Source organism: Streptomyces sp. JLSY215, from assembly GCF_059682825.1.
In genome coordinates this window covers 4,833,256-4,847,491 of the sequence record NZ_CM185022.1, presented here as the reverse complement: position 1 = coordinate 4,847,491, position 14,236 = coordinate 4,833,256, and the positions used below count along the sequence as shown (strand labels likewise).

The 14,236-nt window shown below is 70.1% G+C and carries 16 protein-coding genes and 1 pseudogene; 6 read left to right on the top strand and 11 right to left on the bottom strand.

Annotated features, from left to right (window positions below; all coding sequences use genetic code 11):
- Positions 1-13: 13 nt before the first annotated feature.
- The 3 genes and pseudogenes from AC5677_RS21730 to rpmG form a co-directional block, all read right to left on the bottom strand.
- Positions 14-1,160: pseudogene (locus AC5677_RS21730) on the bottom strand (CobW family GTP-binding protein).
- Positions 1,160-1,423: a type B 50S ribosomal protein L31 gene (locus tag AC5677_RS21725; protein ID WP_497189590.1), complete on the bottom strand. Its 264-nt coding sequence runs from the start codon at positions 1,421-1,423 to the stop codon at positions 1,160-1,162. Before AC5677_RS21725 ends, AC5677_RS21730 begins: the two are co-directional and overlap by 1 nt.
- An 8-nt stretch (positions 1,424-1,431) precedes the next feature.
- Positions 1,432-1,644: a 50S ribosomal protein L33 gene (gene rpmG, locus AC5677_RS21720; RefSeq protein ID WP_497189589.1), complete on the bottom strand. Its 213-nt coding sequence runs from the start codon at positions 1,642-1,644 to the stop codon at positions 1,432-1,434.
- Positions 1,645-1,721: 77 nt separating this feature from the next.
- Between rpmG and rpmB the strand changes: the two genes are divergently transcribed.
- From rpmB to tatA, 3 genes are all read left to right on the top strand, one after another.
- Positions 1,722-1,958, top strand: coding sequence for a 50S ribosomal protein L28 (rpmB, locus tag AC5677_RS21715; protein ID WP_497189588.1), 237 nt, complete (start codon positions 1,722-1,724; stop codon positions 1,956-1,958).
- Positions 1,958-2,263, top strand: coding sequence for a 30S ribosomal protein S14 (rpsN, locus tag AC5677_RS21710; RefSeq protein ID WP_497189587.1), 306 nt, complete (start codon positions 1,958-1,960; stop codon positions 2,261-2,263). Before rpmB ends, rpsN begins: the two co-directional genes overlap by 1 nt.
- 111 nt (positions 2,264-2,374) lie before the next feature.
- Complete coding sequence (tatA, locus tag AC5677_RS21705) at positions 2,375-2,572, top strand: Sec-independent protein translocase subunit TatA (protein WP_497189586.1); 198 nt, start codon at positions 2,375-2,377, stop codon at positions 2,570-2,572.
- 39 nt (positions 2,573-2,611) lie between these two features.
- Here tatA and AC5677_RS21700 read toward each other — a convergent pair whose 3' ends face one another.
- On the bottom strand, positions 2,612-3,457 hold the full coding sequence (locus AC5677_RS21700) for a nitrilase-related carbon-nitrogen hydrolase (protein ID WP_497189585.1): 846 nt from the start codon (positions 3,455-3,457) through the stop codon (positions 2,612-2,614).
- A gap of 845 nt (positions 3,458-4,302) precedes the next feature.
- Between AC5677_RS21700 and AC5677_RS21695 the strand changes: the two genes are divergently transcribed.
- Positions 4,303-4,923: a hypothetical protein gene (locus tag AC5677_RS21695; protein ID WP_497189584.1), complete on the top strand. Its 621-nt coding sequence runs from the start codon at positions 4,303-4,305 to the stop codon at positions 4,921-4,923.
- A gap of 694 nt (positions 4,924-5,617) precedes the next feature.
- On the opposite strand, the gene AC5677_RS21690 is transcribed toward AC5677_RS21695, so the two are convergent.
- The 4 genes from AC5677_RS21690 to AC5677_RS21675 form a co-directional block, all read right to left on the bottom strand.
- Positions 5,618-5,920 carry a hypothetical protein gene (locus tag AC5677_RS21690; protein WP_497189583.1) on the bottom strand — a complete coding sequence of 101 codons (303 nt, stop codon included), beginning with the start codon at positions 5,918-5,920 and terminating at the stop codon, positions 5,618-5,620.
- Between the two features lie 274 nt (positions 5,921-6,194).
- Entirely contained in the window at positions 6,195-6,428 is a 234-nt protein-coding gene (locus AC5677_RS21685) for a chaplin (RefSeq protein ID WP_497196707.1), read from the bottom strand.
- A 363-nt stretch (positions 6,429-6,791) separates the two neighbouring features.
- A complete protein-coding gene (locus tag AC5677_RS21680) occupies positions 6,792-6,959 on the bottom strand; it encodes a hypothetical protein (protein ID WP_497189582.1) in 168 nt (55 codons plus the stop codon).
- 228 nt (positions 6,960-7,187) lie between these two features.
- Positions 7,188-7,439, bottom strand: coding sequence for a chaplin (locus tag AC5677_RS21675; RefSeq protein WP_497189581.1), 252 nt, complete (start codon positions 7,437-7,439; stop codon positions 7,188-7,190).
- Positions 7,440-7,995: 556 nt separating this feature from the next.
- On the opposite strand from AC5677_RS21675, the gene AC5677_RS21670 reads away from it, so the two are divergent.
- Complete coding sequence (locus tag AC5677_RS21670; RefSeq protein WP_497189580.1) at positions 7,996-9,672, top strand: bifunctional 3'-5' exonuclease/DNA polymerase; 1,677 nt, start codon at positions 7,996-7,998, stop codon at positions 9,670-9,672.
- Positions 9,673-9,843: 171 nt separating this feature from the next.
- Here AC5677_RS21670 and AC5677_RS21665 read toward each other — a convergent pair whose 3' ends face one another.
- Positions 9,844-10,149: a hypothetical protein gene (locus AC5677_RS21665; protein ID WP_497189579.1), complete on the bottom strand. Its 306-nt coding sequence runs from the start codon at positions 10,147-10,149 to the stop codon at positions 9,844-9,846.
- Positions 10,150-10,811: 662 nt separating this feature from the next.
- Here AC5677_RS21665 and AC5677_RS21660 point away from each other — a divergent pair.
- Positions 10,812-11,252 carry a RidA family protein gene (locus tag AC5677_RS21660; protein WP_497189578.1) on the top strand — a complete coding sequence of 147 codons (441 nt, stop codon included), beginning with the start codon at positions 10,812-10,814 and terminating at the stop codon, positions 11,250-11,252.
- A gap of 381 nt (positions 11,253-11,633) precedes the next feature.
- On the opposite strand, the gene AC5677_RS21655 is transcribed toward AC5677_RS21660, so the two are convergent.
- Together AC5677_RS21655 and AC5677_RS21650 are read right to left on the bottom strand one after the other, a co-directional pair.
- The gene (locus AC5677_RS21655; RefSeq protein ID WP_497189577.1) at positions 11,634-12,482 is read right to left on the bottom strand and encodes an arylamine N-acetyltransferase family protein; all 849 of its coding nucleotides are present in this window, start codon (positions 12,480-12,482) and stop codon (positions 11,634-11,636) included.
- 342 nt (positions 12,483-12,824) lie between these two features.
- Complete coding sequence (locus tag AC5677_RS21650) at positions 12,825-14,174, bottom strand: acyltransferase family protein (protein WP_497189576.1); 1,350 nt, start codon at positions 14,172-14,174, stop codon at positions 12,825-12,827.
- Between the last annotated feature and the right edge of the window lie 62 nt (positions 14,175-14,236).

Sequence of the window (14,236 nt, the reverse complement as noted above, 5' to 3'; positions counted from 1 at the left end):
AGACCGGCCCGTCCTACGAGACCGGGTCGAGCAGCTCGTCGAAGGCGGGCGGCAGGCTCTTCCAGGCCGACGGCCCGCCCACGTACTCGGCATCGGTCAGCAGACAGGACTCCAGCAGGGACGTCAGCCCCTCGCGGTCCAGTCCGGGCGAGGTGAAGACGAGGTGCTGGGCGCGGTCGCCGCGCTCGGGATGCCAGTCCAGCGCGGCGGCGGCCCGGCGCACCGGCGGCACCATCTCCCAGGCGGCGTCCGGCAGCGAGGCCAGCCACGGCCCGGAGTTCTCCACGCACAGCGCGCCGCCCGCCGCGTCCCAGGACAGCAGGGTGTCCGGCCGGTCGGCCAGCCAGAACCGGCCCCGGCTGCGCGCGGCCGCGCAGGTCAGATCCTCCAGCGCGGCGTAGAGCCGCTCGGGGTGGAACGGCCGGGTGTGCTGCCATACGAGCGTGCCGACGCCCTCCGCGTCGGCCTCCTGCGGCAGCAGCGCACAGGCCGGGTGCTGCCGCGCGGCGGCGGCCTCCACATCGAATCCGGCCAGCGCCACGGCCGCCAACTCACTTGACTCGACGGGCACTTGGCGCGCCGTGGGATGCAGCTGCGCAAGCAGCGCAAGATCGGCCGGCGCCGCCGCCTCCTCCCCCGTGGCGATCGCCAGCACCGGCGCGTACTCCAGCTGCCGCGCCCCAGGTGTCGGCGACGGTGCGCCGGTCGGCGGAGGCGGCCGCGAGCCCCGCCTCGGCGAGGTCGTCGCCGCACGCCAGATACGGGAGCAGCAGCGCCGGGTCGACGGCCGTGATCACCCCCGTCAGCGCGAGGTTCTCGCTGCCGCATGCGGTGACCACCTCGGCCATCGCCTTCGGCTCGACCGAGTCCCACAGCTCCACGATCGCCAGCCGGGTCCCGCCCGCGGCCAGCCGTTCCAGCTCGGGCACCAGGTCCTCGCGCAGCGCGCAGCAGGCGCAGTCGTTGACCAGCGGGGCGTCGCCGGCGCCGAGCGTGCCACCGGCGTCGCGGACCGTGCGGCGCACGGTGCCGTCCGCCGCCGAGGCGAGGTCGTGATGCAGGGCGACGCTGCCGGGCACGGAGCGCAGCAGCCGCTCGACGGCGGCCCGCCGCGCATCCGCGTGCAGGCCGCCCACCAGCGCGATATCGAGCGGTTCCATCAGCGGGCCCCGCGCTTGCCGGCCGCGCCGTACCGGCGCTCGAACCGCTCCACGCGGCCCGCGGTGTCCAGCACCCGGGCGGTGCCCGTGTAGAAGGGGTGGCTCGCCGAGGAGATCTCGACGTCGATGACGGGGTAGGTGTTCCCGTCCTCCCACTCGACCGTCTTGTCGCTGGTGGCCGTCGAGCGGGTCAGAAAGGCGTGGTCGGCGGCCCGGTCACGGAAGACGACGGGCCCGTACGCGGGGTGGATTCCAGGCTTCATGGCTGCTCTCAGCGCTCCTCTCGGAAGGTGACGTGGCGCCCGGCGACCCGGGCGTTCTTGCGCAGTTCCAGGCGGTCGGGGTCGTTGCGGCGGTTCTTGCGGGTGACGCTCCGCTTCGCTCCGCCTCTGCTCTGTAGTGAGTCATCGGATGCAGAGCACGTGAACCCGGTTCCGGCGGTGGACCGGAGCTTGATGGCCGGGCGTAGTTCATTGCGCGCCATGCCAGGTAGTATACGCAAATGGTTTCCATTTTCAATAAGGCTTCCGAGAGGGCCCCGACCACCGGAGGGACCGCACCATGTCCGCCCACTGCCGGCTGACCGGCCGCAAGCCCGGCTTCGGCAAGTCCGTCTCCCATTCGCACCGGCGCACCTCACGCCGCTTCGACCCCAACATCCAGCACAAGCGCTACTGGCTGGAGAGCGAGGGCCGGCACATCCGGCTCACGCTCGGCGCGAAGGGCATCAAGACCATCGACACGATCGGGATCGAAGCGACCGTCGCCCGGATCCGCGCCCGGGGGGAGAAGGTCTGATGGCCAAGCAGGGCAAGATCGCCATGAACGAGAAGCGCCGCGCCAGGGTCGCCCGCTACGCCGCCCGGCGGGCCCTCCTCAAGGCCGTCATCCGCAATCCGCTCACGCCCGAGGAGGAGCGGCTCGCCGCCCGGCGCGAGCTCCCCCGTCGGCCGCGGGACGCCGGCGCCACCCGGGTCCGTAACCGCGACGGCGTCGACGGCCGCCCGCGCGGCTACTTCCGCGCCTTCGGACTCTCGCGCGTACGGCTGCGCGAGCAGGCCCACCACGGCTACCTCCCGGGCGTACGCAAGTCCGGCCGGTAGCCGCGACCGGCCGTCCGGAGCCAGGTGCGCCCCCTGGACCGGGCGGCCGGACCGTTCGGGTAATACTGGGCAGACCGCCCCAGGCACCTACCCGACGAAAGCGAGCGCCCCATGCTCCGCAACGCCTTCGAGCCCTGGCACCTCATCCTGATCATCGCGGCCCTCGTGCTGCTCTTCGGCTCGAAGAAGCTGCCCGACATGGCGCGCGGCCTCGGCCGGTCGATGCGCATCCTCAAGTCCGAGGCCAAGGCCCTCAAGGACGAGCGCCCGGCCGAGACGCCCCGCCCGGAATCCGCCCCCGGCCACTGACGCGCCCCACCCCGGCCGCCCGGCCCTGACCGCCCCCGCCTAGCTGTCCCCGCCCTCGTCGATCAGCCGCCGCACCTCGCGGTCGACCAGCCCCAGCCGCGCCTCGGCCACCAGCGGCACCGCGCGCCGCTGCCGACGCGCCTCGGAGGGATCGATGTCGACGGTGACCAGCCCCGGCTCCCATTTCGGCGCCTGCGCCACCACCGTCCCCCGGGGATCCACCACCCGCGAGCCGCCCCAGAACGTGGCGCCGTGCTCGTTCCCCACCCGATTCACGAACACCACCCAGCACTGCAGCATCCGAGCCGTATAGGCCAGCAGGGTCTCCCAGTACGCGACGGTGTCCATCGCCTCCGGGTCCAGACTCGCCGCGCTGTTGGTCGGTACGAACAGCACCTCGGCGCCGTCCTGCACTGCCAGCCACGGCAGCACCGGCTGCCACGCGTCATTGCACACCAGCGTGGCACCCCGCCCGCCGCTCGGCGACTTCGTCAGGTCGTACGCGCGCATCGACTGCCCCGGGCTGACATGCTTGCGCTCCTCCCACGCAAGGTAATTGGGCAGATAGAGCTTGCGGTGCGCATGCACCAGCGACCCCTCCGCGTAGTACGCCGAGGTGTTGTACGCCCGCAGGCTGGTGTGCTCATGCAGGCCGACCAGCACATCGGGCCCGAGGAAGCTCAGCTCCAGCAGCCGGGAATCGCGCGTCTCGATGGAGGTATCGCGCTTGAGCGCACCCAAGTGATAGCCGTGCAGGCTCAGTTCGGGAAAGACGACGAGATCGGCGCCCTGCTCCGCCGCCTGCTTGATCTGCTCCTGGGCGATGTCGAGATTCTCCGGCACCTCACCCAGCACGCAGTCCGTCTGCGCCAGTGCGATACGCATGGCCCACACCTCACCGATCAGTCGGCTTTGCGGCTTGTCGCTGCAGCGTGCCTCTGCAGCTCGTCCCTGCAGCCTTTCGCTACGGCCTGTCTTTACGACTTGTCTCTACGTCTCGTCGCCACGTCTTGTCGCCACGACCTGTCGCTGCGACCTGTCGCCACGACTTCTCATCGCCGATTTCATGTCCGGCTTGTGTGCAATTTTGCCAGCTCCCGGCCGTACGGTCTCCCGGATCATGCACCGCACCCGAACCGCACCCCAAGGCCACGTCAAACCCCCAGGCGGAGGGGGCTCCCCAACGGGCGAAAGAACGATCCTTCCCGTGCCGGACACGGGTCTCCCCCGTTGATCCACACGACCGTCGTACGACCGCCGGGCGGCTTCCAGCCGCAGTCCGTCCGGCGCCGCGGAGACGACGGCGCGCGGCCGAGCCGTCCGGCGCTGCCGATGACCGCCTCGGCCGGGCGGCCCAGGCCGAGCGGCCCGCCGGAACCGCTCGGCCGGCCGCCGAAACCCGCCGGCCGCGCATGACCGTCAGTGGATACCGGACTCCCCCCGCCACGGCCGCGCCCACCCTCCTCTTCTTCATTGCGCATTACCCTTCGGAGAAGCACCGCCGCTATGGGAATCCTCTTCCCACCAACCCACCAAACGGGCGCGAGTTCCGCACCATCACCCGAACAGATGGAATTGCGCCTGCCCATAAGGCATCACCCGGATTTATTGCGGCGCCGCCTCGGCCATCTGCCGCAGCAGATCTTGCAGACCGTCAATACCGTTCGCAGGGTGACGATGAGCCCCCGCACCGCTCGGCTCCTTCGCACATCACGGGAAAGGAACCCGCCATGCGTATCTCCCGGAAGGCCGGTCTGCTGATCTCCGCCGCCGCGTGTGGAGCCCTCGCTCTGGGCGTCGCGGGACAGGCCATCGCGTCCATGGACGACGCCCCGCGCCATTCCGACGGCGCCCGCGCACACCGGGTTCCGCTGCCGAACACCGACGCCCTCAAGACGCAGGCCAAAAACCTGGGAGATATCGCCGGAGTCCTCAAACCGGTGACCGACCTGATCAATGACGTCCTGGCGGCCGCCGACGGCGGAAAGCTGCCCACGGATCTCCTCAACACCCACACCACGGCCATCAAGAACGCCATCAGCGCCGCCCAGCAGGCCTCCCCCGCAGCTCCCTCCGCACCGTCCATCTCACAGCCCGACAACGGTGCGCGGCGCGGCACCGGAAAGTCCGCCGCCGATCTGCGGGCCGAATCCCTGGCCGGGCTCCAGGCAAAGGCCGACGCCCTGCTCCGGGCGATTTCGGCGGGCGATCCGGCCACCATCACCAGCGCCACGGCAAACAGCATCACCGCACTGGTGAACGTCATCGCCGGCATTACCCTCGGCGGGCTGCCGGCCCCCGACCTCCCGGGCCTGCCCACACTGCCCAGACTCCCCGGCGGAATCACCTGACCCCGGAAACATCATCGGGCCCGCGCCGACGACGGCGCGGGCCCGATGGCGCTGCACTGAACTTCACGTTTCCGGCGGGCATGCCAATGCCCTGGCAGCCCCATCAATCTCGCAAGGGCATTGACATGCGTCCCTCCACACGCCCTGGATAACGAATACCCCGGCCCATTCCGATCACGGCCGAATAACAATTCCGAGCCGCGCTTCCAGATCGATTATCACACCCGCTTCACTTTCCCCTCACATCCGGCACGCAGCCGAACACGTACCCCTTCCCCCGCCCCCATACAGCGAAATCCGGGCCGCCCAGAAGAAGGAGGCCCGGACGGCCCGGATCCTATCCGTAAGGTACGTGATTGCCCTTACCGTTCCCGGCGAGAACCAGGATGTCATCCAGAATGTGCGGCAGCTCCTCAGCACCCTCGACCGGAAAGGAGTTCCCGTGCGACTGCCACGCACCCTTTCCGTTGACGGACAAAGAGCCGTGCCGGCCGACTCACCGTGGTGAACCGACCGGCACTCATTCGCCGAACAATGACCCGGCACCTTGATCCGCCGTGCCGGACCACCCTGCCGAGCGCCCTAACGGTCTGAAATGCCGGTCCGGGATGCCACAGGGGATCCGCCGACGCGATTCGCCGGGAACGCCGGAACGAAAGCGAACAGCGAAGTTCAGTTCACGCCCACCCGGTCATTACCGCGGAAGCGGCAGACCGCCGAGCAGCGACCGCTGCGCGCCATTGACCTGGTTACCGCGGAGAAAATTCTTGGGCCCGCCCTTCACGGTCTTCGTCGTGGCCTTGACCGTCTTGACCAGCGGCGCGACGTCGCGGCCGTCCAGCTGCCCACCGTGCAGCACGTCCGCCAGACCGCCGTTGAGGCTCATGCGCGGGGCCGCGGGGCGCGGGGCCGTGGGGCCGGCTGCAAAAGCGGGGGCGGCCGCACCGATCGCCATGACAGAACCGGCAACAATCGCGGCAGACTTCGCGTACTTCACTTTTTCGCTGTCCCTTCTCGGGGCGGTGCTTGAGGGGCTCGCGACACCAGCGCCGCGTGAGCAAACACTTAGCTGCTCGGATCACCGCTTTCGCCCTGACTAACGAGTCCCGCCCCCCGGAGAAACTCTGAACTGCCGCCTTCTTGACAACGCCACCCGAAAGAAGCGAACCGTTCGCGTTTCCGATGCCCGCCGCCAGACGTCGACGGCCCCGGCACGCATGGACTGCGCGCCGGGGCCGGTCAGAGCGACCTGGCTCGAATTATTTTTGCGTTCAGCGGTTGAGGCAGTGGTTACCGAACGCCGGGCTGAGCAGCCCGATGAACTCGACGGTGTTACCGCAGACGTTGACCGGGATGTGGATCGGCGTCTGAACGACATTGCCCGAGAGGACGCCGGGGGAGTGCTTGGCGCCACCCTTGGCGTGCGCATCGGCGAACGCCGGCGCAGCCGCGCCCACTGCCATGAGCGTTCCGGCAGTAACTGCAGCGACCTTTGCGTACTTCACTTTCAGCCCTTCCTGCAGCGGGTCCGTAGCGATCACGACCGTCGTGCCGCACGGGCGAAATCCTGATCGCCCGTAACTCCGCTGCCACCATTGATAACAATTCACCCTCGCCAACGAAACGCCCGCGGCAGAGTTTTCCGAAGAATCGCCCGAATGATGCAAAGTCGTTTCGGGAGATTGCCGCCGCGCATATGACGCGAGGAAACTACCGCAGTTCGAACAGGCGAGGGACTCGCCGAATACGAATTCCTACCGAAAAGGGAACCTGGAATTCCCGCCCCTACGGTCCGTAGGGGTACCGCGCGTCCGGGCCCGCCCACAAGGAGGAAGCCGACGATCCCAGATGTACGGCCGATGGCCTGATCAGTGGTGACGGACTCCGTTGCCGAAAGCCGACAGGGGGCCGTTACCGTTGACCGTGCCGGTGCCGTTGTGGTCACCGATTGCCATCGCCTGGGGGACGGCCGTCACCGGGATTCCGACGACAGACGCGGCTGCAGCCGCCACGGCCAGGACCTTCTTGATCACCATTCACCCTTCTCGAAGCGGAGTGCCCGTATCCGGAGCGCACTGGTCAACTCGCTTCGGGGAGAGCGGTTTCGCCCATTCACCCGAATGCCACGTTATCCATAGACACATATCACCGCCTCCGAGCGGTGCCGCGACCGCGGACGGGGTTCCGGCTTTGAGCCGAGTTCCGGGCGCGCAAAGGCCGGTACGGAGAGCACGTACCGGCCTTGCAACTGACGCGGGGAATGGTCAGCGGTTGACACAGCGGTTGGCGAACGCCGGGCTGAAGAACCCGAGGCCCTCGACGGTGTTGCCGCAGACGTTGAGCGGGAGGTCGATCGGCATCTGGACCACATTGCCGGAGAGCACACCGGGGGAACCCTTGGCGACGCCGACCGCCTTGGCGCCGTGCCCACCGTCGGCAGCGGCCATTCCGGCCCCGCTCACCACGGCCACACCCGCGGCGGCGGACAGGACAACGGCCTTCGATACAAGCTTCACTGGGAACCTCTTTACTGAGCAGCATTTCGGGGATCTGTACGCGCCGCTAAGAGCGACAAGCTGCTCAACGCATGAAGCAGGAAAGAGGTAGTGAAGCATCCGGGTGAAGGTGCCAAAGTGCCGATCCCCTAGCACAATCAATTCCCATCGTTGCATATCGGCGTCGCCCCTATGCCAGTTGTCCATGCGGCTCGCAAGGGGTGTCCTTGGCTATCGGCGGCGCCTGCGGAGGAATCGTCTTCTCCCCTCCCGCTCCCCGCTCCGCCATTGCTCACAAACCACGGACGAAGCGCCGACACGGCCGCCCTCTACCGCCGAACTTGCCGTCGTCGCACGGCAGATGGGGCCGCATGATGGAGCCGTCCGCCGGGCTCTCTGCCGGGGCTCTCCGCTGGAGCCGTCCGCCGCCGATGCCGTGCGGCAGGCACCGGCGGCGCGTCGTCCGCACCGGCCAGGGCCCGCGGACGTCGGCCGCCTCTGGGCTCAGCCCTCGGCGCTCCGGTGTCGTATGCGCAGGTCAGGGCGATTGTCAGACCCTGGTGCAAGACTCGGGGGCATGAGATGGGCGGTAGCGGAGACGGGCGACGGGGGTGCTCGTCTCTGCCCGCTCACCCTGGACGGGCGGGCAGCCGGGCCCGTGCAGGAAGAGCGTTCACTCGCCGAGGCGATCCGGTCACGGCCCGAGGCCGAGCGGTGGGTGTGGCGGTCCACCCCGGAGATCTACCGGCGTCTGCTGGCGGACGGGGTGCGGGTCGCGCGCTGCTACGACGTCGAGGCGGCCGAGGCGCTGCTGATCGGCCACGAGGAGGGGCAGTCGGGCCAGCCGCGCTCGCTGGCCGCCGCCTGGGCCCGGCTGCACCGCCTGCCGGTCCCGGAGGACGCGCCGGCGCGGACCGCCGAGACACAACCGTCGCTGTTCGAGCCGGGGCCGGTGCCGCTGCCGCCCGGCACGGACGAGCTGACGGCCCTCCTGGAGGTGTACGCCGGCCAGGTGGCCCGTACGGCGAAGACCGAACACCCGGAGCGGATGCGGCTGCTGCTCGCCTCCGAGTCGGCGGGCATGCTGATCGCGACGGAGATGACACGGGCCGGGGTGCCGTGGCGGGCGGATGTGCACCGCGAGCTGCTGAACGGACTGCTGGGCGAGCGCTATCCGGGCGGCCTCGAACCACGGCGGATGGCGGAGCTGGCCGAAGAGGTGTCGAGCGCCTTCGGGCCCGGCGAGCGGGTGCGCCCGGACCTGCCGAACGACATCATCAAGGCGTTTGCCCGAGCCGGGATTTCCCTGTCCTCCACCCGTAAATGGGAGCTCCAGCAGATCGACCATCCGGCCGTGGCCCCGCTCCTGGCCTACAAGTCCCTCTACCGCCTCCACACCGCCCATGGCTGGTCCTGGCTGCAGCAATGGGTGCGCGACGGCCGCTTCCGCCCCGAGTACTTCCCCGGCGGCACGGTCTCCGGCCGCTGGACCACCAATGGCGGGGGCGCACTGCAGATCCCCAAGGTGATCCGGCAGGCCGTGATCGCCGACCCGGGGTGGCGCCTGGTGGTCGCCGACGCCGACCAGATGGAGCCCCGGATGCTGGCCGCCGTCTCCCGCGACCGCGGCCTGATGGAGGTGGCCGGCAGCGGCGAGGACCTCTACGCCGACCTCGCCGCCCGCGCCTTCCGCGGCGACCGCGCCCAGGCCAAGCTCGCGCTCCTCGGTGCCATCTACGGCCAGACGTCCGGCGATGCCCTCAAGCACATGGCCGATCTGCGCCGCCGGTATCCGGCCGCGGTGGCCTATGTCGACGACGCGGCCCGCGCCGGCGAGGAGGGCCGCCTGGTGCGCACCTGGATGGGCCGCACCTGCCCGCCCGCGTCCGTGACACCCCCCGACGAGGCGGGTCTCCCCCAGGAGGAGGCGCCTTCTGGTTACGGCAGCAGCTCGGCGGCCCGCGCCCGCGGCCGGTTCACCCGTAACTTCGTCGTCCAGGGCAGCGCCGCCGACTGGGCCCTGCTGATGCTGGCCGCCCTCCGCCATTCGCTGTCCCGGGGCGGGCTCCGCGCCGAGCTGGTCTTCTTCCAGCACGACGAGGTCATCGTGCACTGCCCGGCCGAGGAGGCCCGGTCCGTCTCCGACGCCATCACAACGGCCGCCGCGGCGGCGGGCCGGATCGCCTTCGGGGACATACCGGTGCGCTTTCCGTTCACTACGGCGGTGGTGGATTGCTATGCCGATGCGAAGTGAACGGACGCGGGGTGCGTTCCCCGTCGGAGGTGCGATCCCCGAGGGAGGTGCACTCCCCGAGCGAGGTGCGATCCCCGAGGGAGGGCGGAATGTGAAGTAGGCGCAGGGTGGCGCCGGGAGGGGCGGGCGGAGCGCCGGGGGGAGGCGGCGGGGCGGCGCTCCGTGCGCACGTCACGCTCGGGCCGTGGCGTCGCCGTCCTGCCCACCCTCCGGGGCCTCGAAGGTCGCAATCAGGCCACGGGTGATCCGCAGCATCGCCGCGACCAGTACCTCGCGCGGGCGCTCGGGGCGTTCCAGCCACCACAGCGCGAGCCCGTACAGCGAACTGCGGATCGCCTCCCCCAGCGGCTCCAGCTCGGTCTCCGGGATACCGGGGACGAACTCGCGGAGCAGCGCCATATCGGTCTCCCGCTGCCTGCGCTGCAGTTCGCGGTGGAACGCCTGCACCTCCGGGTCGCCCGTGGCGTCCCGGAACATCAGGCGCCAGGTGTAAGGGTGGCTCCGCCGTACGGGGCGCAGGGCCTGCTGGACGGCCAGGAGCCGCTTGCGGCGGCGGCCACGGACTCGGCGGCGGGCACGTCTTAGCGGCGTGCGGCCCGAAACGTCGCCGTCAGCCCGGACATTCCGGTGCCGCCATCGGCCCGGACTCTCTGGTTCCGCGGGCGCCTGCCCCGTCAGCACCAACTGCCCGTCGACGCCGTGCCTCTGCCACCATCGCCCCCGCCCGCATCGCCGTGCCTCTGCCATCGCCCGGCGCCCTGAAGGTCATCGGTGCACCGGCGCAGGTCGTGGGCGCGTCGGCGGAGGTCGTGGATGCGTCGGCGGAGGTGACCGGTGACCGATAGCCGGTGGAGGTTATCGGTGAGGTGATGGGGCCCGGTGTCCGGGTGGTTGTGCTGGGTGGCGGCGAGTGCCACGTGACGTTGATGGTCGGGTGTGGTGCGAGGGGCCGCTGGTGGCTCGCGTCATGTTCGGGTGGCGGGTGCGCTCTGCGCGTGTCCTGTGAGCTGATGCCCGGGGCCGACCGCATGGGATCTCGTCATCTCCGTCCAAGAGGTTCCCCGGGGGGAGTGGGACGCGCTTCAATCGCTGGGTGTGCGGGAGCAGTTGGCGGCGGAGGGAGCCCACCGGAGATGAGCATGAGCGCTGAGACCCCCGTGCCGGCCGCGTCGGGCGCGTCCGGTGCCTGCCTGGAGCGCATCAACCCGCCCCATCTGTCGCGGCCGACGGGGTTCAGTCATGCCGTTCGGGCCGCCTCCGGGACCATGGTTTTTCTTGCCGGGCAGACCGCCCTCCTGGGGGATCAGATCGTCGGCGTCGGCATCGTCGCGCAGTTCGAGCGGGCCCTGCGGAACCTCCTGGACGCGGCGGCCGCCGCCGGTGCCGGCCCGTCGGATCTGGCCAAGCTCACCGTCTTCGCCGTCGATGTCGCCGACTACCGCCGGCACGCCCCGGAGATCGGACTGGTGTGGAAACGGCTGGTCGGCAGCGACTACCCGGCGATGGCGGTGATCGGGGCGACCCGGCTGTGGGACGAGGCGGCGTTGGTGGAGATCGAGGGGATTGCCGTCGTGCGATAGGGCTTCGCCATCGGGGCGCCTTGGCGATTCGGCAAGGCGCCCCGATGGCGAATTCAGCCGAGGGCCGCGATGGCGACTCGGCCCAAGCGCCGCGATGACGGTTCGGCCAAGCGCCCCGATGACGAATCGGCGAGGCGCCCCGATGGCGATTCGGCGGGGCGCCTCGATGGCGGTTTGCCGGGGCGCCTCGCTCGAGGGGCAGGTGCCCATGTTTGTCCGGCCCGACAGCGTGGTTCGTGGGGTTGCACGTCGCGCACGTTCACGTTGACGTTCGCGGTCGCGTTCGGGGGTTGCGTGTCGCGCACGTTCGCGGTCGTTCGTGGGGTTGTGCGTCGACGCATTCGATCCGGGTAGCGATAAGGCCAGGGGGTAGCCATACCCCTAGGGGGCATCCCCGAACTTGCCCTGAAATGCGACCAACGCCTCGGCGTCCGCCCCCGACAGGGTGATCCCGAATTCCGTCTCCAGGACCTCCGGAGTCTCCTCCGGTGGCACCTCGCGCACCTCGGTGGACCAGTCCGGGTGGGTGCGGGTCAGTTCGCGGCCGATCAGCGTGCTGCGCAGGTCGGGGAGCGGGCGTTGGGCCACGAGGCGCCTGACGAAGGGCGAGCGTGGGTGGGTGGAGATGTAGTGGTTGAAGACGGTGTAGTCGACGGGGAAGCGACGCTCCGCACCGAAGGCGTAGAGGTCCATCCAGCCGTCGGCGGTGCGGGAGCGCAGCGCCCAGGCCTCGGTCTTCTTCTCGTAGGCCAAGGCGAAGGTCCAGGCGCCCTGGCGGGCCTCGATTCCGTCCCGTAGGGGGAGGGGTTCGCGCAGGGCCGAGGCGCCGAAGCCGACGTCGGTGATGAAGTCCTCGCCGTCCAGCTCGACCTTCAGCAGCGCGTGGGTGACCGGGCGGAGGCGGTCGTCGCCCATCCGGATGCGGGCGCCGAGGCCGGAGACGCGGAAACCGAAGCGGTCGAGGGCGGCGGCGTAGAGGAGGTTGTGTTCGTAGCAGTAGCCGCCGCGGTGCCGGTCGATCATCTTGGTCTGGAGTGTTTCCAGGTCGAGCGGGATCGGGCGGCCGAGGACCACGTCGACGTTCTCGAAGCCGATGGATGCGGAATGGCGGGCGTGCAGCCGGCGCAGGGCGTCGAGGGTCGGCTCGCGGTCGCCCTGGTAGCCGATGCGGGCCAGGTAGTCGTCGAGGCGTATCCGGTCTCCGCCCCAGACGGAACCGCTGTCGGTCATGGTGTGGTGCCTCCGCGTTCCACGGCCGGTGCTCGGCCGTGTGACGAGCCTAGGAGACGTGGTGACGGGGTGCGATCGGCTGATGGGCCGAGGCCCATCCGCCCCATGGACTAGGTCGCGCGGACCAGGGAGGGGTGGGGAGGGGTGGGGGACTACCGGGGAGGAGCGGGAGGGCCAGGGGGCGTGCGTGGTGCGCCGGAACGGGTCCGTAGGGGGCGGGGACGAACGGGTCAGGGGCACCTGTTCCCCCGGAGATCCCGGTGGGACAGGTGCCCCTGACACTGTTCACGCGGCCCTGACGCCCTGACGCCCTGACGCCCTGACGCCCTGGCGTCCTGGCGTTCAGTTCCGGCTACGGGCCATGCCCACCGGGTCCTTCTTGAACGCCCAGGTCATCTTGGGTTCCATCGCCCAGCGGAAGCACCGCTGTACCGGCGGCGTGCAGAGCAGGGTGATGAGGGTGCCGGCGGCGAGGGTGATCAGCACCATGCCCCAGGGCTTGTGCACCCACGGGTTGTCGTACCAGTTCCAGAAGCGGGAGCCCTTGGCGACGAAGCCGTGCAGGAGGTAGCCGTAGAGCGTGCCCGCGCCCAGCGCCGTGCACCACATCGTGCGGCCCGGCACCCAGGCGAAGAAGCAGGCCACCAGGACCAGCGAGCAGCCGAACATCGCCAGCGTCATCACCACGCCGCTCCACCACGGGGCGGCCAGTTCCTGTGCGGCGTCACGGTGGTAGAACCACGCGGCGTTCATGCGCGGCGCGGCCCAGTAGGCGAACACCAGGGCGGCGGCGAAGACCGGTACGGCGAGGATGCGCGCCTTCTTGCGGCGTACGAGCTTGAAGTGCTCGGCCTTCAGGCACAGCCCGATCACGAAGAAGGGCAGGAACTGCAGCGTTCGCTGGAGGTCCAGGTCGTCGCCGATGTCCGGCGATATGGAGGCGAGCGCCGCGATGGCCAGTGCCAGCGGAACCGGCCAGCGCACGATCTTCCACAGCGGAGTGGTCAGCCGCCACACGAACAGCGCCAGCAGGAACCACGTGAGGTACCAGGGGTCCGTGAGGCTGATGGGGTAGTGCGGATCGTCGTCCGCCCACCTCTTGAAGAGGGTGTAGGCCACCTCGAAGAGGATGTAGGGGACGGCGACGCCGGTGATCAGCCGTTGCAGCCGGTCCTTGCGCATGTCGAAGCTGCGCGAGAAGTAGCCGGAGATGATGATGAACGCCGGCATGTGGAAGGCGTAGACGGTGATGTAGAGCGCGGCCGCCGACCGGCTGCCGTCGCGCAGCGGCTCCCAGGAGTGCCCCATCGCCACCAGCACGATGGCCAGGAACTTCGCGTTGTCGAAGAACGCGTCACGGGGCTTCGCCTTGGCGTCGGCACCGGTCTGGGCCTTGCCGTGCGCCTTGCGTGCCTTGTGCCTGCCGTGCGATCCGGCGGCGGGCTTCGCGCGCGTGGCCTGGCGGTCCGGGCTGGTCTGCGACGTCGGCTGGTCGGCGGTGCCCACCTCGGTGGCCACGCCAGTGGGCACACCGGCGGCTGCGCCGATGCCGGTGGCCGTCGCGGCGGCCGGCGCCATGGTGGCGGTCGCCGCGCCCGCTCTCAGCGGGTCGTACGACGTCGCGTCGGGCACCTGCCGCTGCGGGGGAAGGGGCGCCCGTCGATCGCCGTACGCCGGAAAATCGTTCGTCAAGGGCCCTCCTGGAACGAACCCTGAGGAGGAGCTGGACGCGGGCCCGCACCGGGCCCCAAATC